This window comes from Xanthobacter aminoxidans, assembly GCF_023571765.1.
Lineage (GTDB): Bacteria > Pseudomonadota > Alphaproteobacteria > Rhizobiales > Xanthobacteraceae > Xanthobacter > Xanthobacter aminoxidans.
In genome coordinates this window covers 401937-422889 of sequence record NZ_JAMJXC010000004.1, presented here as the reverse complement: position 1 = coordinate 422889, position 20953 = coordinate 401937, and the positions used below count along the sequence as shown (strand labels likewise).

15 protein-coding genes are annotated in these 20953 nt (G+C 68.5%); 7 read left to right on the top strand and 8 right to left on the bottom strand.

Going from position 1 to position 20953, the window contains the following annotated elements; genetic code table 11:
- Nucleotides 1–13: 13 nt before the first annotated feature.
- Genes pdxR through EJ105_RS09650 form a run of 7 tightly spaced genes read right to left on the bottom strand, consistent with a single transcriptional unit; the run spans nt 14 to nt 10309 of the window.
- Nucleotides 14–1522, bottom strand: a complete 1509-nt coding sequence (pdxR, locus tag EJ105_RS09680; protein ID WP_197023018.1) for a MocR-like pyridoxine biosynthesis transcription factor PdxR — start codon at nt 1520–1522, stop codon at nt 14–16.
- A 13-nt stretch (nt 1523–1535) separates the two neighbouring features.
- The gene (locus EJ105_RS09675; protein WP_029558141.1) at nt 1536–3122 is read right to left on the bottom strand and encodes a hydantoinase B/oxoprolinase family protein; all 1587 of its coding nucleotides are present in this window, start codon (nt 3120–3122) and stop codon (nt 1536–1538) included.
- Nucleotides 3119–5122 carry a hydantoinase/oxoprolinase family protein gene (locus EJ105_RS09670; protein ID WP_250166146.1) on the bottom strand — a complete coding sequence of 668 codons (2004 nt, stop codon included), beginning with the start codon at nt 5120–5122 and terminating at the stop codon, nt 3119–3121. Before EJ105_RS09670 ends, EJ105_RS09675 begins: the two co-directional genes overlap by 4 nt.
- A gap of 28 nt (nt 5123–5150) precedes the next feature.
- Nucleotides 5151–6794: a dipeptide ABC transporter ATP-binding protein gene (locus EJ105_RS09665; RefSeq protein WP_250166145.1), complete on the bottom strand. Its 1644-nt coding sequence runs from the start codon at nt 6792–6794 to the stop codon at nt 5151–5153.
- Nucleotides 6791–7636, bottom strand: a complete 846-nt coding sequence (locus EJ105_RS09660) for an ABC transporter permease (protein ID WP_029558144.1) — start codon at nt 7634–7636, stop codon at nt 6791–6793. The genes EJ105_RS09665 and EJ105_RS09660 overlap by 4 nt, the downstream gene beginning before the upstream one ends.
- Entirely contained in the window at nt 7633–8664 is a 1032-nt protein-coding gene (locus EJ105_RS09655) for an ABC transporter permease (protein WP_029558145.1), read from the bottom strand. The genes EJ105_RS09660 and EJ105_RS09655 overlap by 4 nt, the downstream gene beginning before the upstream one ends.
- Before the next feature lie 4 nt (nt 8665–8668).
- Nucleotides 8669–10309, bottom strand: a complete 1641-nt coding sequence (locus EJ105_RS09650) for an ABC transporter substrate-binding protein (protein ID WP_250166144.1) — start codon at nt 10307–10309, stop codon at nt 8669–8671.
- 283 nt (nt 10310–10592) lie between these two features.
- Here EJ105_RS09650 and EJ105_RS09645 point away from each other — a divergent pair, with 283 nt between their 5' ends.
- Both EJ105_RS09645 and EJ105_RS09640 read left to right on the top strand, forming a co-directional pair.
- On the top strand, nt 10593–11288 hold the full coding sequence (locus tag EJ105_RS09645) for a helix-turn-helix transcriptional regulator (RefSeq protein ID WP_250166160.1): 696 nt from the start codon (nt 10593–10595) through the stop codon (nt 11286–11288).
- A gap of 66 nt (nt 11289–11354) precedes the next feature.
- Entirely contained in the window at nt 11355–11729 is a 375-nt protein-coding gene (locus tag EJ105_RS09640) for a VOC family protein (RefSeq protein ID WP_250166143.1), read from the top strand.
- An 11-nt stretch (nt 11730–11740) separates the two neighbouring features.
- Here the strand turns inward: EJ105_RS09640 and EJ105_RS09635 are convergent, their stop codons facing one another.
- Nucleotides 11741–13108 (bottom strand): aminotransferase-like domain-containing protein, encoded by a 1368-nt coding sequence (locus EJ105_RS09635; RefSeq protein WP_250166159.1) that lies wholly within the window; start codon nt 13106–13108, stop codon nt 11741–11743.
- 144 nt (nt 13109–13252) lie between these two features.
- Here EJ105_RS09635 and EJ105_RS09630 point away from each other — a divergent pair, with 144 nt between their 5' ends.
- The 5 genes from EJ105_RS09630 to EJ105_RS28080 all read left to right on the top strand — a co-directional run bounded on the left by EJ105_RS09630 (nt 13253) and on the right by EJ105_RS28080 (nt 20949).
- Entirely contained in the window at nt 13253–14119 is an 867-nt protein-coding gene (locus tag EJ105_RS09630; protein WP_250166142.1) for a DMT family transporter, read from the top strand.
- 594 nt (nt 14120–14713) lie between these two features.
- Nucleotides 14714–16177 carry a porin gene (locus EJ105_RS09625; RefSeq protein ID WP_250166141.1) on the top strand — a complete coding sequence of 488 codons (1464 nt, stop codon included), beginning with the start codon at nt 14714–14716 and terminating at the stop codon, nt 16175–16177.
- 381 nt (nt 16178–16558) lie between these two features.
- On the top strand, nt 16559–17878 hold the full coding sequence (locus tag EJ105_RS09620; protein ID WP_250166140.1) for a porin: 1320 nt from the start codon (nt 16559–16561) through the stop codon (nt 17876–17878).
- A 142-nt stretch (nt 17879–18020) separates the two neighbouring features.
- Complete coding sequence (locus EJ105_RS27995) at nt 18021–20213, top strand: OmpA family protein (RefSeq protein WP_250166139.1); 2193 nt, start codon at nt 18021–18023, stop codon at nt 20211–20213.
- Nucleotides 20214–20310: 97 nt separating this feature from the next.
- Complete coding sequence (locus EJ105_RS28080; protein WP_394041834.1) at nt 20311–20949, top strand: hypothetical protein; 639 nt, start codon at nt 20311–20313, stop codon at nt 20947–20949.
- Nucleotides 20950–20953 lie beyond the last annotated feature (4 nt).

Sequence of the window (20953 nt, the reverse complement as noted above, 5' to 3'; positions counted from 1 at the left end):
GTGAGCCAGAATCCTAGGCCGGAAAGAGAGCGGCGACGGCGGAGAGCTTGGAGAACGCCTCCTCCTTGGGGAGCCGTCCATAGCCGATGATGAGGCCCTGACGGTCCGCCGGCCCCACGTAGCATTGGGAGAGGGGCTGGACGAAATGACCGGTCCCGAGGCTGCGGCGCGAAATGTCCGTGTCGCTGATGCGGTCCGCAAGGCCCGGACGGAACTGTGCCGTCAGGTGCAGGCCGGCGGGGAGCGAGGCGATTTCCACCTTGTCGCCCAGCAGCGCATCGACAGCGTCGATCACCGCCTTCTGCCGTTCCCCGTAGACCTTGCGCATGCGTCTGAGGTAGCGCAGCAGGTGGCCTTCGCGCAGGAACCGCACCAGGGCGAGCTGGGCCGTACCTGCGGGATGCACGTCCACCCGCGCGCGCCCCCGGCCGAAGGCGTCGACAAAGCGCGGGCTCGCCACCAGATAGCCCATGCGCAGGCTCGGCAGCATGACCTTGGAAAACGTCCCGAGATAGACCACCCGCCCTGAGCGATCGAGCGACTTGAGGGAGGCCGTCATGCTGCCGCGGTGGCGGAATTCCGAATTGTAGTCGTCCTCAATGATCCAGCTGCCCTGCCGGTTGGCCCATTCCAGCAGCGCCTGCCGCCGCTCCAGCGCCATGGGCACGCCGAGGGGAAACTGGTGCGAGGGCGTCACCACGGCCACCTTGGCGTTGGGCGCGCGGCGGATGCCTTCCTCCACCACCAGCCCCTTGTCGTCCACGGGTACGGGCACCAGCTTCGCGCCCGCAGCCTTCAGGCTCCAGCGGGCCTCGATGAAGCCGGGTTCCTCCACCCACACCTCGTCGCCGGGATTGAGCAGCATCCGGCTGCACAGGTTGAGCGCGCCGGAGCTGGCGGAGGTGATGACCACCTCATCCGGCTGGCACAAGAGGCCGCGCACCGCGCCGAGATATTCCGCCGTCGCCTCGCGCAGCGGTCCCCAGCCGAGCGGCGACATGTCGATGCAGGCCGAGGCGGGCGGGTTCGCCCAGCTCTGGCGCAGCATGCGTGACCAGACCTCGAACGGGAAGGTGGAGAGGTCCGGGGCGCCGGGGCTGAAGGGCGAACCGAGGTCGAACTCGTAGCCGGTCTCCAGCACGGCCAGCCACGCGTCCGACAGCCAGTCGCCATCGACCCCGGCTTCGGCGACCGGCACGGCCGCACCCGAGGACTTGGCCACGGCCGCGACCTCGACGCCGCCACGCGGCACCGAGCGCAGGTAGCCTTCCGAATACAGGAGGTCGAACGCGGTGAGCACGATGGCGCGCGAGCACCCCAGCTCCTCCGCGAGCGTACGCGACCCCGCCAGCCGCGTGCCGGCCTTGAGCCGGCCGTCCAGGACCTGATTGCGCAGATGGGCGGCGACCTGCTGGTAGAGCGGCAGGTCGGAACTCCGGTCCAGCCCGAGCCCCGCCATGGAAATGCGACGCCCGGCGGCAGCAGGCCCGGCGGCGCGGCGTTCCCTGGGTTGGCTCGGCACCGTTACGCGCTCCTCAGCTCGAAGGCGGGGGCTCCCCGAATCCTCCCCCGCCGCATCCCTCTATGGTGACGAGATCGCCCGCCTCAAGCAGAAGGTTGGCTTTGCCCGGCAGGGCCGAGACGACCCCGCCGCGCTCGAGGGTGATGACATAGGGCGCGCCCGCTTCTCCCCCTTGCAGGCCATAGGGCGGAATCTTCGTGCGCTCCACGCAGGTGGTCAACCACATGGAGGGCGCCAGCACCCGGTAGCTGCGCACAATGCCGTCGCCGCCCACGTGCCGTCCCTTTCCGCCGGCGCCCCGGCGGATGGACTGGCGTTCCACGCGGATGGCGTAGTTGGCCTCGATCACCTCGGCCGGAGTGTTGGAGGTGTTGGCGAGGTGCACGCGCGTGGCCGGCGCCCCATCGCGGTCGTGCCGCGCACCTTCGCCGCCGCCATGGACCTCGTAGAGCATCCGCCAGCTCTCGTCCGGCAGGGGCTCGGCGAAGGCGAGGAGGCCGGAGGTGGCGGGGCCACCCGCCGAAAGACGTTCGGGGATGACGTTCTCCATGGCCCGGAACACCGCATCCACGACCCGCATGGAGGTCTCGTGGTTGCCGGCCGCCACCGCCGCCTTCCAGCCCGGCTCCAGGATGGAGCCCGGCCGGGTGAGAATGGTGAGCGGTCGCAGGGCGCCGGCATTCTGCTGCATGTCCCGCCCGCTCAGGATGCGCGCCGCGTAGACCACGGCGGAGCGGGCGATGAAGGGCGTGGTGTTGCAGAAGGTGGCGACGCGGTCGGCGGAGCCGGAGAGGTCGAACGTGGCCTCGTCGCCGCGAATCTCGATGCGCACATGGATGCGCGAGGGGGCGTCGTCCGGCCCGCCGTCATCGAGGAAATCCTCGCCCTCATAGGTGCCGTCCGGCAGGTCGGCGATGGCCGCCCGCATCTCGGCTTCGGAGAGGTCGTGGAGGCGCGCCATCGCGGCGACGAAGGTGTCGGTGCCGTGCTGCGCGCACATTTCGTGGATGCGCCGCTCGGCCGCGCTGGTGGCAGCGAGCTGCGCCAGCAGGTCGCCCTCGCACGACACCGGGTCGCGGACATTGGCGAGGATGAAGTCGAGCACCGGGCGGTTGACGCCGTCCGTGTTGGCGATCAGCAGCGGCGGAATGCGGATGGCCTCCTGGAAGGTGTCCACCGCCTTCGCCAGATAGCTGCCCGGCCAGGTGCCGCCCACATCAGGCCAATGGGCAAGGCTGAGAGCAAACGCCACCAGCCGGCCGTCCACGAACACGGGGCGGGCGACCTTCACGTCGTTGAGGTGATTTCCGCCGAGCGCGCCCACGTTGTAGACGATGGCATCGCCCTCCCGCATGGTCGCGGCTGGATACACCTTCAGGAGTTCCGGGACCGTGTAGCACATGGCGCCGAGATGGATGGGGATGTCCCGGCCCTGTCCCACGAGCCCGCCGGCCGCATCCATGATGGCGGACGAAAGATCCCCGGCCTCCCGCAGCAGCGGCGAGCGCGCGGAGCGGGTCATGACGAGGCTCATCTCTTCCGCCGCTGCCGAAAGGCCGTGGCGGATCACCTCGACGACGAAGGGGTCCAGGGTGCTCATGCTGCGCTCCGCGTCATGAAGAGATTGCCGAGATCGTCGGGGCGAACCTGCCAGCCGGGCGGCACCACCACGGTGGACCACGCATCCTCGATGATGGCCGGGCCATGGACCGCGCCGGACAAGGTCTCGCGCGGCAGGATGGACGTCTCGACGGGGCCGGAGGCGTCGAACACGCACAGGCGTGTGCGCGCCGTCCCCTGCGCGCGGCCCACGTCCGGACGCGAGAAGGGAACCGACGAGGGCTTCAGCGCCTGGATGCGGAGGGCTTCGATGACGCACGCTTCGTCCGTCGCGTAGCCGAACAGGTCGCGGTGGCGGCGATGGAAGTCCGCCTCGAGCCGTGCAAGGTCCAGCGGCATGGCGAAGGGGATGGGAATGCTGTCGCTCTGGGCGCTGTAGCGCATCAGCGCCACATGCTCCACGGCGATCTCCTCCCGCGCGATGCCGTTGGCCAGCAGCGGCCCGGTCGCTTCGCCCGACAGCTCCGCGACCCGCGCCGCGAAGGCCGCATGCGGGAAGTCGGCGAGCGGCATCCGCACCGTGCCTTGCTGGAGGAAGGAGAAGTCGGCCGTCAGGCAGCCGAGCGCCGAGAACGCGCTGGACGCGGCCGGCACGATGATTTCCGAGAGGCCGTACATGTCGGCGAGCCCCGCCGCATGCATGGGGCCGCCGCCGCCGAACGCGAGCAGGGTGCAGTCGCGCCCGTCCACGCCCCGCTCGACCGTCACGCGCCGCAAGGCCCGCGCCATGGCGGCGCCCGCCACCTTGACGATGCCCAACGCGGTCTCGGTGATGCCCAAGCCCAGTTCGGCGGCGATGGGCGCGATGACCCGCCGCGCCGCCTCCACGTCGATCTGGATGGTGTCGCCGAGCCGCGCCTCGGGATCGAGATAGCCCAGCACTGCATTGGCGTCGGTGATGGTGGGCCGGTCGCCGCCGCGCCCGTAGCAGGCCGGCCCGGGCATGGAGCCCGCGCTCTTCGGCCCGACCGCAAGGCCGCCCGGTCCAAGCGTAACGATGGAGCCGCCGCCGGCGCCGATGGAATGCACCGCGAGCATGGGCTGGCGCAGGGGGCGGCCGCCCATCATGCGGGTGTCGGTCATCTCGGCGGCGCCATCGACGATCAGGCAGACGTCGGTGGTGGTGCCGCCCATGTCGAAGGTGAGCACGCGCGGCCGGTCGAGGGTGCGGGCGATGCGGGCGGAGGCGGACACGCCGGCGGCGGGCCCGGACATGGCCATCACCAGCGGCCGGCGCTTGACCGCCGGCACGGGCACCATGGCGCCGGCCGAATGGAACACCTGCAAGCCCGCGCCGATGGGCAGGCGGCGCTCCAGCTCGGTGAGATATTCCACGGCGATGGGCATGGCCGCCGCGTTGAAGGCCGTGGAGGAGGCACGCTCGTACTCGCGCGCCTCGGGATTGATCTCGTGCGACACGCAGACGTGGGGAACCACGCCTTCGATGGCCGCCGCGATCTGCTTTTCATGCTCCGGGTTGGCATAGGAATGCAGCAGGCAGATCGCGACGCTCTCCACCTTGTTCTCCACGAGCCACGCCTTGAGGCGCTCGATCTCGGCCGCGTCCAGGGCCTCGATCACCTTGCCGGTGGGGTCGAGGCGCTCGCGGATGCCGAAGCACAGGCTCGCCGGCACCAGCGGCAGCGCCTTGGGCCGGATGTCGAGGCGGTAGAGTTCCTCGCGACGATAGCGGGCGATTTCCAGCACGTCCTCGAAGCCGGCCGTCGCCACCAGCGCCACCCGTGGCAGCCGCTCCTCCACCAGCGCATTGGTGACACGGGTGGTGCCATGGACGAAGCGGCGCACCGCCTCCGGCGCCACGCCTACCGCCGCCAGGGCTTCCAGCATAGCGGTGACGGGCGCGTCGGGTCGGGAAGGAACCTTGGCGATCCGCGTCTCATTGGTGTCGGGCCTGACGGCGATGATATCGGTGAAGGTGCCGCCGATGTCTGTGCCGATGTCCCATAGCCTCGTCGTCACGTCGGTTCTCTCCTGCCTCGCCACGGCCTCAGGCGGTGGCGGTCTGCACGGGTTCGAAATGGGGGATGGCGCCGAGCAGGTCGCGGGTGTAGGCGGCCTGCGGATTGCGGAAGAGGGCGTGGCTTTCCCCCTCTTCAACGATGCGCCCGTGACGCATGACGATGGTGCGCTCGCACATCATCCGCACCACGTTGAGGTCGTGGCTGACGAAGAGGAACGAGAGCCCTTCGTCATGCCGCAGATCGTCGAGCAGTTTCAGCACCACCGCCTGAACGGAAACGTCGAGGGCCGCCGTGGGCTCGTCCAGCACCAAGAGGCGCGGCTCAACCGCAATGGCGCGGGCGATGCCGATGCGGGCCTTCTGGCCGCCGGACAGCTGATGGGGAAAGCGCGTCAGCAGGTCGCGCGACAGGCCGCAGCGTTCGGCCACCTCTTCCACCCGCCGCTTCACCTGCGCGGCGTCGGTGAGCTTGGCGAGGCGCCGCACCGGCCGGGCGATGCATTCGAAGGCGGTGAAGCGGGGATTGAGGCTCTCGTGCGGGTCCTGGAACACGATCTGGATCTCGCGCCGCCAGGGGGAGTCGTGGAACGTCCGCAGAGGGATGGCGCCGATGTCCACCCCATCGAACATGATCCGTCCGCCGTCCGCATCGGCGAGGCGGCAGACGATGCGCGACAGGGTGCTCTTGCCCGAGCCGGATTCGCCCACCAGGCCGAGACTCTCGCCGGCTTTCAGGGTGAGGGAGACATCCTCCACCGCCAGCGTGCTGTCGAAGCGCTTCACGATGTTCGAGACATCGAGCAGCACCCGTGCGTCGCGGGGGTCCCTCGGGGTCGCGCGCGGGGCGCGTGGTGCTTCGCCCACCAGTTCTTCGACGGTGGAGGTCGGCGTGGGGGAGGCGGCCACCAGCCTGCGGGTATAGGGATGGGAGGGATGTCGGAAGATGTCGACGGCGGGGGCGGCTTCGACCACGCGGCCCTGCTGCATCACCATCACATCCCGACAATAGCTGGCGGCCAGCCCCAGATCGTGGGTGATGAGGACGAGCGCCATGCCGCGCTCTGCGGTGAGCCCGGCGATGAGATCCATCACCGTCTTCTGGGTGGTGACATCGAGGCCCGTGGTCGGCTCGTCGGCGATGAGCAGGGAGGGGTTGCAGGCGATGGCCATGGCGATCATCACCCGCTGGCACATGCCCCCCGACAGCTCCGCCGGATAGGCGTCGAACCGCTTGTCCGCATCGCGGATGCGTACCGCTTCCAGCAGCTCCAGCGCGCGGGCCCGCAGCACCGCCTTGGGCAGGTTTTCATGGGCGGCGATCGCGTCCATGACCTGCAGGCCGATGGAGCGGATGGGGTTGAGGGCGGTGCGCGGGCTCTGGAACACCATGGAGATGGCGGCCCCGCGCAGCGCCTTCATGCGCGCCGGGTCGGCGCGGGTGATGTCCTCGCCCCGGAACAGGATGCGCCCCTTGGGGATGCGCGCGGCCCGATCTAGGAGCTGCGTCACCGCATAGGCGGTGACCGATTTGCCAGAGCCGCTCTCGCCCACCACCGCGAGCGTGCCGCCCGGCGCGAGCTTGAGGTCGATGCCGCGCACCGCTTCCACCAGTCCCTCGCGGGTGCTGAAGGCGACGTGCAGGTTCTGGATGTCGAGGAGGGGGCTGCTCACGTGCGCATCCTCGGATCGAGGATGTCGCGCAGGCCGTCACCGAGCAGGTTGAAGCACAGCACGGCCAGCATCAGCGCAAGGCCGGGAAAGGCCACCAGCCACCATTGGCCGTTGCCGATGAAGCGGGCGCCTTCGGCCACCATGATCCCCCATTCCGGGGTCGGGGCCTGCACGCCGAGGCCGAGGAAGGACAGGCCCGCCGCGTTCAGGATGGCCCAGCCGAGATTGAGCGAAATCTGCACCGCCATGGCCGGCAGGATGTTGGGCAGCAGATAGGCGAGCACGATGGTGACGTGGCTTTCTCCGCCGGCACGGGCGGCCTCCACCCAGCCGGCATGGCGGCGCACGTTCACCTCGGCGCGGGCGAAGCGGATGTAGAAGGGCAGGTTGATGAGGGCGGTGGCGATGACGATGTTTTCCACCCGGTTGCCGAGCGCGGCCACCAGCGCCATGGCCAGGACGAACAGGGGAAAGGCCATCAGAACGTCCACCAGACGCCCGACATACCGGTCGATGCGGCCGCCGGCATAGCCGCACAGGGCGCCGATGGTGGCACCTGCCACGAACGACAGGAGCACCGCGGAGACGGCGATGCCGAGATCGAGCCGCGTCGCGGCGATCAGGCGGCTGAAGATGTCACGGCCCAATTGGTCGGTGCCCGCCCAATGGGCCGCGGAGGGCGGCTGGAGCGCGGCGGGGACGTTGGAGGCGATGGGATCATAAGGGGTGATCCACGGCGCGAGGATGGCGATGGTGACGAGCATCAGGGCGCCCGCCGCCGCGCCGGCCGTCACCGGGTTGCCGCGCAGCACCCATCCGGCATGGCGAAGCGTGGCGCTCATTTCAGGGAGATCCGCGGATCGACGATGCCGTAGAGGACATCGATGGTGAGATTGACCATCACGAAGATGACCGCGATGAGCAGCACGAAGCCCTGCACCGGCGCATAGTCCGAGGCCAGCAGCGCGTCGAGCGCATAGGAGCCGATGCCCGGCCAGGAAAACACTTTTTCGACCAGCACGTTGGCGCCGAGCATGGTGGAAAAGACGATGCCGATGATGGTCAGCACCGGCAGCAGGGCGTTCCTGAGCGCATAGACCACGACCACCCGCCAGTCCGACATGCCCACCGAGCGCGCGGTGCGGATGAAGTCCGAGCCGAGCACCGCCAGCAGCGAGGCCCGTGTCATGCGCGCCAGCGGCGCAAGGACGAAAAGTGCCATGGTGCAGGCCGGCAGGATCAACTGCCCGAAGGCCGCCTTCCAGCCCGCCAGATCCCCCACCAGGAGGAAGTCGACCAGCAGAAAGCCGGTGATCCCCGGCGGCGGGGCCGCGAAGATATCGATGCGCCCCGTCGGGTCCGGCGCGAGGCCGAGCAGATAGTAGAAGACGTAGATCAGCAGCAGGCCGGTGACGAAGGTCGGCACGCACACGCCGAGGGTGCAGAGGAAGCGCACCCCGTGATCGATGAGCGAGTTCGGCCGCAGCGCCGCGACGATGCCGAGCGGAAGCGCCAGCGCCAAAGCCAGCACCAGCGCAAACAGCGTCAGCTCCAGCGAGGCGGGCATGCGCTCGGCGAGATCGGCCATCACCGGCTGGCCGGTGGTCATGGACTGGCCGAGATTGCCGCGGGCCAGATCGCCCACATAGCGCAGGAACTGCTCGGGAATGGGCCGGTCGAGGCCCATCGTCTCGCGGATCTGGGCCATCTCGGCCTGTCCGGCATTCGGCCCGGAGGCGAAGAACGCCGCCGGGTCACCCGGCAGCACGCGCATCAGCAGGAAGGTGAACAGGACCACCCCGAAGAGCGCCGGCAGGGAGGCGAGAAGATGCCTCCCCACCCTGCGACCGATGTTGAGCAGCGTGGACATGCCCTCAGGCCCTGCGCAGGTCTCGGTAATCCACCTGCCCATGGAACCAGTAGGTGTAGCCGTCGATGACCGGCGCCATCACCGCGTCCTGGTTGGGCTGCCAGACCATGATCATGGGCACGTCGCGGGCCACGATATCGACCATCTGGCGACAGGTCGCCTCATAGGCGGCCGCGTCGGCCTCGAAGCGCGCGGCCTGGGCCAGCGCGTCCAGTTTCGGGTTGGAGAAGCCGCTGAAGTTCCAGCGGTGGTCGCCGGTGAAATAGTTGCGCAGGAAATAGTCCGGCGCCGGCAGCCAGGCCGTCCCGGCCGAAATGAAGAACGGCACCCGCCGCTCCACTTCCATGCTGGCCATCTGGGCGGGGGGCAGCTTCTGGATGGAGACATCCACGCCGATGGCGCCGAGGGCTTCGCGGATCAGCGTGGCCATGGGCTCGGCGACGGCGGCGACGCCCGCCGAGAACGAGAAGGTGGTCTTGAACCCGTCAGGGAAGCCGGCTTCCGCCAGCAGTGCCTTGGCCTTGGCGGCGTCGGTCCTGAAGGGCAGGGGCTGGGGGAAGGCGCCGTTGGGCGCGTCGGTCCACGTGGCGCCGAACAGGGGGCGGCCCCGGCGGAACAGGGCGGCCTCGAACATGGCCTCGTAGGGCAGCGCTGCCGCAACCGCGGCCCGCACCTTGGGATTGTCGAACGGCGCCATGCGCGTGTTGAACACGATGGCGGTGAAGCCGTTGATCTGCGGCGTCGCCACCAGCTTGATCTTGCCGCGGGCCTCCAGCGCGCTGATGTCGCTGGACTGGAGATCGATGGCGATGTCCGCGTCGCCGCGCTCAAGAAGGTTCGCGCGGGTGGCGGCTTCCGGGACGGTCTGGGCGATCACCCGCTTGAAGTAGGGCAGCGCGCCGCCGGCACCATTCTTCCACGCCTCGTTGCGCTTCAGGATGGTCTGCTGGCCGGACTTGTACTGCTCCACCATATAGGCGCCGCCGCCGGCGGTGTTTTCCTTGAGCCAGTTCTGCGCCCACGGATCATCCGCAGTGGCGTTGCGGCGCGCCAGCGTGCTGTTGAACATGGGCGAGAGCGGCACCGCGAGATTGGCGAGCGCGAGCCGGTCGGGCCGCTCGAGGGAGACCTCGACAACACCCTCGCCGACCACCTTGAACTGCTCCGGCTTCGTCAGCGAGCCGGTGGCGATCTGCCCTGCCGCGAGGGACTTGGCGGAAACAGCGCGATCAAGCGACCATTTCACGTCCTCGGCCGTGACCGGTGCGCCATCGTGCCAGGTGGCACCCTTGCGCAGGTGGAAGGTGAAGGTGCGCCCGTCGGCCGAGCGGTCGATCTTCTCCGCCAGCTCGCCGCGGATGTTGTCGAAGTCGAAGACCCAGGAGCCGTTGACCTGCTTGCGGCCATAGGAGGCCAGGCGATCATACACGGCGGTGGAGAGGCCGAAGGATTCGCGCGTGGCGCCCGGCGTGGTCGGGTCCAGGGTGTTCACCGTGCCGGCGAGCACATGGCGCAGGGTCTCGGCGCGGGTCTGTGCCTGCGCGGCATCAAGACGCCCGAATGCACCCAGGGCTCCTCCGGCTGCGGACGCGAGTACGGCTTTCAGGCCCTGCCTTCTGGTGAAGGCGAAGCGATCGAAACTCATGGTCCAGACCCCTCTGGTCGGAAGGAAGGTTCGACGTCATTCGACGTTCGGATCTTTTTCTGGCTCAGACCATGACAGCTCTACGGCTAATCGATAGGTCCAGAATTGGCTCAAAAGAATGTGCCAGATTGACCGATGCCGTGAGCCAGCGATGGACCCTCGGCACAAAAATGCCCTCGGCCATGGTGAAATTTGATGGCGGATCCACAGCGCTTTGCGCGTTGGGGCCGGCATGGCCAACCTGCCACTTTCTGGCAGCAGCAGGCGGTGTAGACTTGCGGGCATGTCCCGTTCGGAACGCCTCCTCGACCTCCTCCACGCTTTGAGGCGCCATCGTCGCCCGGTGAGCGGCAAGGTTCTGGCGGATGAGGTCGGCGTCAGCATCCGCACCCTCTACCGCGACATCGCCAGCCTCCAGGCGCAGGGCGCAACCATCGAGGGAGAGCCCGGCGTCGGCTATGTCCTGAAGCCGGGCTTCTTCCTGCCGCCGCTTATGTTTCCTACAGAGGAGATCGAGGCGCTCGTCCTCGGCTCCCGCTGGGTGGCGGAGCGGGCGGACGGCCACCTGCGCGATGCGGCCCTGAGCGCGCTGGCGCGCATCGCCGCCGTGCTGCCGCCTGACCTGCGGGACGAACTGGACGCGTCGTCCCTGCTGATCGCCCCGGGTGCGGATATTCCAGCCGATGCAATCGATCCTGCGGTTCTGAGAAAGGCGATCAGGACGGAACGCAAGCTGTCGATGTCCTATCGCGACGGTTCCGGTGCGCCGTCGCAGCGTGTCGTCTGGCCGTTCGCGCTGGCCTTCTTCGACCATGTGCGCGTGCTGCTGGGGTGGTGCGAGCTGCGCCAGGACTTCCGCTCCTTCCGCACCGACCGCATTGCCGTCGCGGACCTGCTGGAGGAGCGCTATCCCGCGCGCCGTCAGGCGCTGTTGAAGCAATGGCGGATCGCGCAGAAAAAGGGCCGCCCGGACGCGTGATACTGCCGGAAACTGGCAGCAGTGAGCATTAGGGTCTGGCCTGTCCATCACGACAGGAACCCGCAAATGGCCAGCAAGAACAACATTCTCCTCTACGTCGCCGATGCGTCGGCGAGCGCCGCCTTCTATGCGACTCTCCTTGGAACGCAGCCCGTCGAGGCAAGCCCGACCTTCGCCATGTTCATCCTTCCGTCCGGTCTGGGCCTCGGCCTGTGGGGACGCAGCGGCGTGATGCCTGCGCCGATCGCCGCCGGCGGAGGCTGTGAAATCGGCTTCAAGGTGGATGCGCCCGAAGCGGTCGATGCGAGGCACGCCGAATGGCTGGCCAGGGGCGCGGCGATCGCCCTGCCGCCCATCGACCTCGAATTCGGCCGAAGCTTCGTCGCGCTCGATCCGGACGGGCACCGTCTGCGCGTCTATGCCCTGAACGAGGAGATGTAGGCGCGCCCGGCTCACCCCATGGCCCGGGCCAGGGACGCGAGAACACGCGGATCGCTCATCTGCGCTACGTTGAAGCGCAGGAAGGCGCCGGCGGTCTGGGCCACGCTGAAGACGTTGCCGGGGGCGAGGATCACCCCTTCTCCCCGGCAGCGTGCCGCGATCATCGCGGACTCAAGCCCCTCCGGCAGGCGGCACCAGAGATAGAAGCCGCCACGCGGCATCAGCCACGGGACAATGCCGAGCCGGCCGAGTTGTTCGGCCGCCGCCAGCCGGGCGCGCGTCAGGCGGTGACGCACCTCCTCCATGTGCTTGCGATAGCCGCCGCCGGTCAGGATGCCCGCCACCAGCTCGCCCGCCACGGGACTGACGGCGCCAAAGCTGGTGGCTATCTGCAGGTCGCTCAATGCCTCGATCCACTCCGGCCGTGCCGCGATGTAGCCGCAGCGGATGGCAGAGGAGAGGGTCTTGGAGAAGCTGCCGATGCGGATCACCCGGCTCAGCCCGTCGAGGATGGCGAGGCGCGGGGAGGGGGCCGGCTCGAAATCGGCGAAGATGTCGTCTTCTACGATGGTGAGCCCGCGCGCCTGCGCGAGGGTCAGGACACGATGGGCCGTCTGGGGGGAGAGGGTGGCGCCGGTCGGGTTCTGGAGCGCGGAGTTGGTGATGTAGAGGCGGGGGGATTCGTCCGCGAGGACCTGCTCGAAGGCGGCAAGATCCGGCCCCGCGGGCGTCATGGGCACGCCGATGACACGGACAGAGTGGGCGCGCAGCAGCGCATGGAAATTGAAATAGCAGGGATCGTCCACCAGTACGGCATCGCCCGGCCGCAGCAGCAGCCGGCAGACGAGATCGATGGCCTGCGTGCCCGAACCGGTGAGCATCACCTGGTCGAGCGTTGCACCGATACCCTCCTCGGCGAACCGCCCGAGCAGCAGCCGGCGCAGCGCAAGTGGGCCGCGCGTGCTGCCATATTCCGTGAGCAGCGCGCCGTCTGCGCGGGCGAGCGTTCGCAGACCCTTCCGCAGGGCGCCGACGGGCATCCAGTCGTCCGGCAGCCAGCCGCAGCCGGGCTTGAGCACGGACGGGCCGGCATCGAGCGACTGCTTCGACACCCAGAAGGGGTCGATATCGGGCGCGCGCGGCGCATCCGCCTGGCCCAGCGCCATCAGCGGCGGATCGCGCGGTGGCAGGCCCGCGCCCGTCACGTAGAAGCCCGAGCCTCGGCGCGCGCGGATGACACCTTCCGCTTCCAGCCGGTCATAGGCCTCCACCACCGTGGAAGGAGAGACGCCCATCGCCGTGGCGAAGCGGCGGACCGACGGCAGCCGATCGCCGGGCGTAAGGGCGCCGCCTGCGATGCGGCCCCAAATCTCCGCCATCAGGGCCTCGGTGCGCGTCGTGGCGAGCTTTGGCAAGGCCACTGTTTGGCTCCGTGGACTCATACAGTTTGGCAGAATTGTATGTGAGTGTGGCTGTCTCCGCCACCGGCGCGGGCGTATCGCGGGCCGCGAAAGCGAGGCACCATGGAACGCAATGCAGCCGGCTGGGGCAGCGGATTTCTCGGCGTCGTCATCTTCAGCGGCTCGTTGCCCGCGACGCGGCTTGCCGTCGCCGACTTCTCGCCGCTCTTCCTCACCTCCGCGCGAGCCGTCATCGCCGCGCTCATCGCCGGGGTGTTTCTGGCGGCACATCGCCAGGTGCGGCCGGCCGCGGGTGACCTTCTCTCTCTCGCCATCGTCGCCATCGGCGTTGTGGTCGGCTTTCCTCTGCTTACCGGACTGGCGCTGCAGCACATCACGGCGGCGCACTCCATCGTCTTCATCGGCCTGCTGCCGCTCGCGACCGCCATCTTTGGCGTGGTCCGCGGCGGCGAGCGGCCGAAGCCGGCGTTCTGGCTGTTCTCCTGCGTCGGAGCGGCGACCGTGGCGGGCTTTGCCCTGTCACGCAGCGCGGACGGTTCCCTGTCGGGAGACCTGCTGATGATCGGTGCCGTCGTGCTCTGCGGGCTCGGCTATGCCGAGGGCGCGACGCTGTCGCGGCGCCTGGGCGGCTGGCAGGTCATCTCATGGGCGCTGCTGCTCGCGCTGCCATTCATGGCGGCGATCGCCCTGACGGTCCGTCCCGATGGCTGGGCGGGAATCGGGCTGCCGGCCTGGGCGGGCCTCGCCTACGTCTCGGTGTTCAGCATGCTGGTGGGATTCGTCTTCTGGTATCGCGGCCTCGCACTGGGCGGAATCGCCGGGGTCGGGCAGTTGCAGCTGCTGCAGCCCTTCCTCGGGCTGATGCTGGCGGCTGCGGTACTCGGGGAGAGCATCGCGTGGCCCATGTTCGCCGCCACCGGTGTGGTGGTGCTGTGCGTGGCCGGCGCCCGGCACTTCGCCCACCGCTGAAGGGCTGGGCGAACCGGGCGTCGCGATTCGAGCCAGGCTGCCATAAGGGAAACCCTTGCACGGTATGGTTCGGCGGCGAAAACGGTTGCCGCAATCGCAGGGCACCGGCCCCTTCCGTCGTCACCACGACCGGGGCCGTGCGAGGGTCCGGAGCCGGCTCGGCGGCCCAAGACGGCGGCACCATGGTGGGTGCCCCGGCCGGAGAGAACGGGCAGCCTCAATGGTCCAGTTCAAGCACGTCGCAGAGCCGAGTGTTGCAAAAATACACAATTTTTATCAATGGCTTAACCCTAATCATCCCCCACAGCCCCCAGTCCGGGGTTTGGTATCAAGGTAGGCCATCACCCAGCGTGCCATTCCTGCAACACCCGCTGGAAAAGCACCCTCGCGAGGCCGTGAACGGCGTGGTTTGGATTGATCACAGGTTGGCCTTTTGTATGTTGGCTTTGCGACGAAGGGGGGCAGTCCCCGGTCGACCGGTCCGCGTTCGGGGGGTCTGAACGCGGAATGGGAATCGGGGCAAGAACCCTCTCGGGGTGCAGCCGCACCGGCGAAGCGGAACTCGCTCCCTCGGAACCAAACTTGGAGGTCACGATGAAGATGGTGAAGAGCCTTCTCCTCGGCAGCGCGGCGGGTCTCGTCGCGGTCGCTGGAGCCCAGGCCGCCGACCTGCCTGTCAAGGCAAAGCCGGTTGAATACGTGAAGGTCTGCTCTGCCTACGGCGCGGGCTACTTCTACATCCCCGGCACCGACACCTGCATCAAGATCGGCGGCTACGCCCGCTTCGATACTTATGTGAACTCCGTCGGCACCTTCAACCCGGCCATCTCCTCCAACACCGGCACCTACTTCAACGGTCCCGGCGCTGGCACTTTCGCCTATCCCTTCAAGGACGGTGATGATCCGGATTACCTGACCCGCGTCCGCGGCGTCATGGACATCGATGCCCGCACCCAGACCGATTACGGCACGCTCCGCTCCTACGTGCGCTTCGGCATCGAGTGGAACTCGTCTTCGGGCGCTGGCGTCGGTCCTGCGAACAACCCGTACTTCGAGCGCGCCTTCATCCAGTTCTCGGGCTTCACGTTCGGTTACACCCAGTCGTTCTTCGATACGGGCGTTGGCTACATGCTGACCACCCCGTATGCGGGTTCGAACATGTGGACCACGATGCTGGCCTACACCGCGCAGTTCGGCAACGGCTTCTCGGCGACCCTGTCGGTTGAAGATGCCGCGAACCGCACGACCGGCGTGCAGATGACCGGTTCGACCTTCCAGCCGGTGTTCAACGTCACGACCGGCGCGACCGGCCTGACCTACACCAACTACCAGGGCGGTCAGCAGGCTCCCGACATCGTCGCGAACCTGCGCTATGATGGCGCCTGGGGCATGGTTCAGCTGTCTGGTGCTCTGCATCAGGTCGTGACCGAGCTGCCGCTCTATGCCGGCTTCTTCCCGGGCATGGGCACCACCAGCCAGTGGGGCTGGGCTCTCGGCGGCAGCGCCGAGTTCAAGCTCCCGATGCTTGCCGCCGGCGACAGCCTCTACCTGCAGGCCAACTACGAGCAGGGCGCTGCGTCCTACATCGGCCTGTCCGGCACCGCGCAGGGTCGTTCCACCTCGGTCGGCTCCATCAGCCTGACCCAGGTTGGTGGCTCGCTGATCCCGTCGGGCGCCTTCTACACCGTGGCCGACGCCGTGGCCGACCTCTTCGGTCAGCCCGCGCTCACCACCGGCTGGGCCGTCCAGGGTCAGTTCCGCCACTACTGGACCCCCGGCCTGCGGTCGGCGATCTACGCTGGCTACCTGTCCTACTCGGTGCCGACCAACATCGTCGCCGCCCAGGACTTCAACATGTGGCAGGTGGGTTTCAACACCATCTGGTCGCCTGTTAAGAACCTCGATATCGGCGCCGAAGTTCTGTACACCAAGGTTGACGGCTCCGTGCCGCTCAACAACTACGCTTCGGTCAATGCTGCCGGCAAGGCTCAGGGCTCGCTGGTTGGCGGTTCCACCGACATCGTGTCGGGCGGCATCCGCGTGCAGCGCAACTTCTGATCCTTCGCGATCGGACGAAGAACCCCGGTGGGCAACCACCGGGGTTTTTCTTTGTCTGCACTCCTGCACCCTGCAGGAGTTTTTCGTCTGCGTAAGCCAGTACGACGTTTGTTCGAGACCAGGTCGCGCCCTACAGTGCGCGTTGATTTGCCAGCCGCGCCACCAAGTTCTGGCGCCCGCATGATTTCGGCATCGCTCGAATCTACTTGACGTTATGCTGCGCTTGAGCGGATCGCGGCGCGGTGTTTTCATTTTGCCGCTTCCAGCGCCGACCGCGCGAGTTGTTCCGTGAGTGCCATCTAGAGGTGGCAATGGCGGATTTGCGCGTCTGCGCACGTTGAGCCGGCTGCTGGCCGCTTGTGAGTACCGCGAGAGGGATCGATGCCGGTCGCCCGCGCCATCGTAATGCGCCGTCTCCCCTGCCTGATCCTTCTCGGAGCGGTCGGCGGGATCGTTGCCGGTTGGGCGCAGGGGCAGGCGGCGGCCGCCGACTTGCTCTCGCCCCCTGCAACCGACGGCCGCGTGAGGGCGTGCACGGCACAGGGGCCGGGGTTTTTCTTCATCCCGGGCACGGACACCTGCCTGCGCATCGGCGGATACCTTTGGGTCGAGGGTTATTACAACACCTATTCCGCCTACCCGCCGAATTACGACAAGACATATTCGATCGCCACGGGCGCCGTCATCATCGATACCCGTACCGACACCGAATATGGTGTCGTTCGAAGCTATTTCGAAACCCGCTACCAGTGGCGCACGTCCGACCCTTGGTCCGATGGCCCGAACACACCGACCGGGAACAAATCCGCCCAGCTCGACCTGCGCGACATCTACGTGCAGTTCGCCGGCTTCACCGTCGGCCACACCCAGTCCGTCTTCGATTTCTACGGCAACGCCAACGTGTTCGGCACCGACGCCGCCACCATTGGCGACGATACCCGCCTGAACCTGATCGCCTACACCTACGAGCTCTCGCGGAGCCTCAGCACGAGCCTCGCCCTGGAAGACGCGGCGGACCGCCAGAGCGGCATTCTTGCCCGCAGCCCCAGCCTCTTCGGCCCGGCTGACTACCAGGCCGGGGTGGGGGCTCCGGACGTGGTGGCCAACCTGAAATCACAGGCGTCGTGGGGCACCCTCCAGCTGTCCGGCGCCTTGCATCAGGTCAGCGCGACCACGCTGGATACGCCCCTCGCCACGGTGAACGGCGGCTGGGGCTATGCGCTTCAGGCGGGCGCCATGTTCAACCTGCCCGCGTTCGGCGAGGGCGACACGCTCTATCTCCAGGCGGCATACGCGAAGGGCGCCACCTCTTATCTGGGGCTGCAGGATCCATCCGGGGCCTACGACCCGCCGGACGCCTTCCTCGGCGCCTTCGGCGAGGTGCACAAGGTGTCCGGCTGGAGCGCCACGGCCTCGTTCCTGCACAATTGGAACGAGCATTGGAGTTCGGCCCTTTTCGGAGGCTATGCAGCCTACGACTTCAACAATACTGGCGTGCAGGCCTCATACGGCGCATCCGGTGGCACGAACCTCAATGTCGGCGGCTACCTGGCCTTCACGCCCGTGAAGCAATTCACCGTTGCCCTGCAATACGATTACAATTCCAATGCCGCGACGAACTACAGGCTAACGCCCTTCTCGCCGGCGCAATCTTCGGTGGGGGCGCAACAGGTGCTGCTGTTCATCTCCCGCGATTTCTGAGGGCGTCCGGCGCACCGCCTCGCCCCTCTAATGCCGTCTTCGCCCGCGAGGCTTCCGGTGCGACGGCGAATTATGCTGAAGTCCCCTTCCGGCTCCCGAGAGTGGGGCGGACAGCGGGGTGTGCGTGGTGCGGCAAGGCGAGGTGAAAAGAGCGGGCGAGGACGGGCCCCGGCAGGTCCAGCCGCGCCGGGGCGGGATCTGGCGACGCCTGTGGCCTCTGGCGGCCGGCCTCGCAGCCCTCGCCACGCTCACGGTCTTCGCCATCCTGTTCGGCCGCGGGCCTATCCAGGCCGACCTCGATTCGGCGGCGCGCGACGTTCTCGCGCGGACGGGCGAATCCTGGGCTTCGGCCCGCTTTCAGGGCCGCGATGCCACCTTGGAGGGCGAGGCCCTCGCCGAGGAGGCGCGGACCAAGGTGCGCGCTTCGCTGGAAGGCCTGTTCGGCGTCCGCGTGGTGCGTGACGTAACCACCCTGCTGCCGGAACGGCACCCCTTCACCTTCAGCGCGGTGAAGGACGGACGCACGATCGCCGTTGATGGCTACGTTCCCTCCGCCGATGGCCTGGTGCGGATCGTCGCGGCTGCCCGCAGTGGCGGGGACCAGGTGACCGGGCAGAACCGGCTGGTGCGGGCCCGCGGTGCACCGCCCGGTGATTTCGCCGCGCTGGTCATCTTCGGTCTCGGCCAGCTGAAGCGCCTGCCGTCCGGTCGGCTCACCCTGTCGGATGGCGCGATTGCGCTGGAGGGGCGGGCGCGCGACCTCGCGAGCTATGACGAACTGGCCCAGACCCTGCACGGCCCGCTGCCCGGCGGCATGGTGCTCGCGCGCTTCGAGGTGCGCCCGCCGGTCGCTGCCCCGTTCCTGTGGTCGGCGGTGCGCGATGGCACGGTGCTGCGGCTCAGCGGCTACGTTCCCTCGGCCGAGGCGCGGGCCGAAGTGGCGAAGGCTTTGTCCTCGACCGTGCCGGGCATCGGCATCAAGGACGACACTTTGCTCGCCGACGGCGCGCCGAGCGCGGAGCTCTGGATGCGGGCGGTGCGCTTTGCCGGCTCGGCCCTGGCCCAGCTTCCGGAGGGCCGGGTGACGCTCTCCGATTCGACCCTTTCGATCGAGGGCGTCGCGCCCAGTTTCACCTCCTTCGACATCCTCCTCACGCTGCGCCGGCAACCGCCCGAGGGCTTCCAGATCGTGCGCTTCGCGGTCGAGCCGCCGCGCGCCTCCCCGTTTACCTGGCAGATCGAGCGCAACCCCGAGCAGGTGCAGCTTTCCGGCTTCGCGCCGTCCGAAGAGGCCCGCCGCCTGCTGCTGGATGCCGCGCGTTCGGGCTTTCAGGGCATGCCGGTCGCCGACGATCTGCAACTCGCCTCTGGCGGTCCGGCGCCCGAGGTGTGGGCGAGCGCCGCCAGCTTTGCCGTCGCCCAGCTCGCCCGGATGCATGCCGGCTCGGCCGAGGTGACGGGCACGCGGATGGTGCTGTCGGGCGAGGCGGCCGATTCCGCGGGCTATCTCGCCGTGGTGCAGGCGGTACGCACGCCGCCGGCCGGCGTCACGGTCGATGCCAGGGGCGTGCGGCCGCCGTCCATCTCGCCTTACGTCTTCTCGGTGCGGCGGGAGGGCGGCGAGCTGACCGTCTCCGGCTTCTATCCGGATGAGGCGGCCCACGTCGCCATCAAGACCGCGCTGGAGCGCGATTTCCTGCGCGAGAAGGTCAATGACGTGTCGGCGGTCGGCGGCGGAGCGCCGTCCGGCTTCCGCGACGCGGTGCTCGCCGGGCTCGCGCAACTGTCCCGTCTTTCCTCCGGCGAACTGAGCGTCGCCGATGCACAGATGCGCCTGAGCGGAACGGTGCTCGACGCAACCGTGGGCGGAGAGGTGGAGGCCGCGCTCAAGCGCGCGGCCCGGCCGCCGTTCGTGATCGAGACGGCGCTCCAGCTCGCCCCGCCCGCCCCGCCGGTGAGCGTCGCGGAATGCGGCCGGCTGGTCGGCGAGCTGTTGTCGCGGGGAACGGTCCGTTTCGTCGGCGCCACTGCGGACATCGATGCCCTGAGCCGCGGCCTCGTGGATCGTATCGCCGCCGTGCTGAAGCGATGCCCGGACAGTCTGGTGCGTGTGTCCGGCCATACGGACGGCGTTGGCGATGGAGCAGCCAATCTGCGTCTGTCGGAGGCGCGGGCGAAGGCTGTGGTCGCCGCCCTTGGCGCGGAAGGCATAGCCTCCGACCGGCTGACGGCGGCAGGGCTCGGCTCCGGCCAGCCGGTGGCGCCGAACGATACCGAGGCGGGCAGGGCGCTGAACCGGCGCATCGAGATCGAGGTGAAGGAGCGCGCGCCATGATCTATCTCGCCATCGCTCTTTGGCCTTACGTGATCGGCGCGGCCGCGATCGGCCTCGCCACCGGCTACGCGCTGGGGCGGAATGGGGGGAGCCGGCCATGACCGCCTTTGCCATCGAGGTGGCTCTGCTCCTCACCCTCGTCTTCGCTGCCGCGCTGGCGGTCGGCTATCGCCTCGGCCGCAAGCACCGTCCAGCCGAACCACCGGTGCAGGCCGAAGTCCTGCCACCTCCCGCCGTCGTGGAGCGTCGGTCCAGTCCTGCCGCGCCTCAGCCCCAGCCGGAACCGCCTGTCCTGGTCGAGCCCGCGCCCTCGCCCCAGCAGGACCTGTTCGCGCGGCTCGGCATCGCCGACATGAATGCGGTGCCGCCTCTGGATGAAGAGGAGGAAGACGAGCCGCCGCCTCCGGCCACGCAATCGCCGGCCCGCCCCGCTCCGCGCGCCCGGCGGCGGCCGCCGGAGAGCCTGCCGGGGGTGCGCCCGCCCGCCCTCGACGCGCCGGAGGGCGAGGGGGCGGACGATCTCAAGCAATTGAAGGGCATCGGCCCGCAGAACGAGCAGCGGCTCAACGAGATCGGCATCTTCCATCTTCGGCAGATCGCCGCATGGACGCCGGAAGAGGCCGCCTGGGTCGGCAGCTATCTCGCCTTCCCCGGCCGCATCGAGCGCGAGGACTGGATGGGCCAGGCGAAGGCCATTCTTGAGGGGGGAGCACCGCCGCCGCGTCGGCGGCGGTGAGAGG

Bases quoted from the DNA above. Each gene is read 5' to 3' on its own strand.
- EJ105_RS09675 (WP_029558141.1), bottom strand. From the start codon at position 3,122: ATGAGCACCCTGGACCCCTTCGTCGTCGAGGTGATCCGCCACGGCCTT.
- EJ105_RS09660 (WP_029558144.1), bottom strand. From the start codon at position 7,636: ATGAGCGCCACGCTTCGCCATGCCGGATGGGTGCTGCGCGGCAACCCG.
- EJ105_RS09655 (WP_029558145.1), bottom strand. From the start codon at position 8,664: ATGTCCACGCTGCTCAACATCGGTCGCAGGGTGGGGAGGCATCTTCTC.
- EJ105_RS09650 (WP_250166144.1), bottom strand. From the start codon at position 10,309: ATGAGTTTCGATCGCTTCGCCTTCACCAGAAGGCAGGGCCTGAAAGCC.
- EJ105_RS09645 (WP_250166160.1), top strand. From the start codon at position 10,593: ATGTCCCGTTCGGAACGCCTCCTCGACCTCCTCCACGCTTTGAGGCGC.
- EJ105_RS09640 (WP_250166143.1), top strand. From the start codon at position 11,355: ATGGCCAGCAAGAACAACATTCTCCTCTACGTCGCCGATGCGTCGGCG.
- EJ105_RS09635 (WP_250166159.1), bottom strand. From the start codon at position 13,108: ATGGCGGAGATTTGGGGCCGCATCGCAGGCGGCGCCCTTACGCCCGGC.
- EJ105_RS09630 (WP_250166142.1), top strand. From the start codon at position 13,253: ATGGAACGCAATGCAGCCGGCTGGGGCAGCGGATTTCTCGGCGTCGTC.
- EJ105_RS09625 (WP_250166141.1), top strand. From the start codon at position 14,714: ATGAAGATGGTGAAGAGCCTTCTCCTCGGCAGCGCGGCGGGTCTCGTC.
- EJ105_RS09620 (WP_250166140.1), top strand. From the start codon at position 16,559: ATGCCGGTCGCCCGCGCCATCGTAATGCGCCGTCTCCCCTGCCTGATC.
- EJ105_RS28080 (WP_394041834.1), top strand. From the start codon at position 20,311: ATGACCGCCTTTGCCATCGAGGTGGCTCTGCTCCTCACCCTCGTCTTC.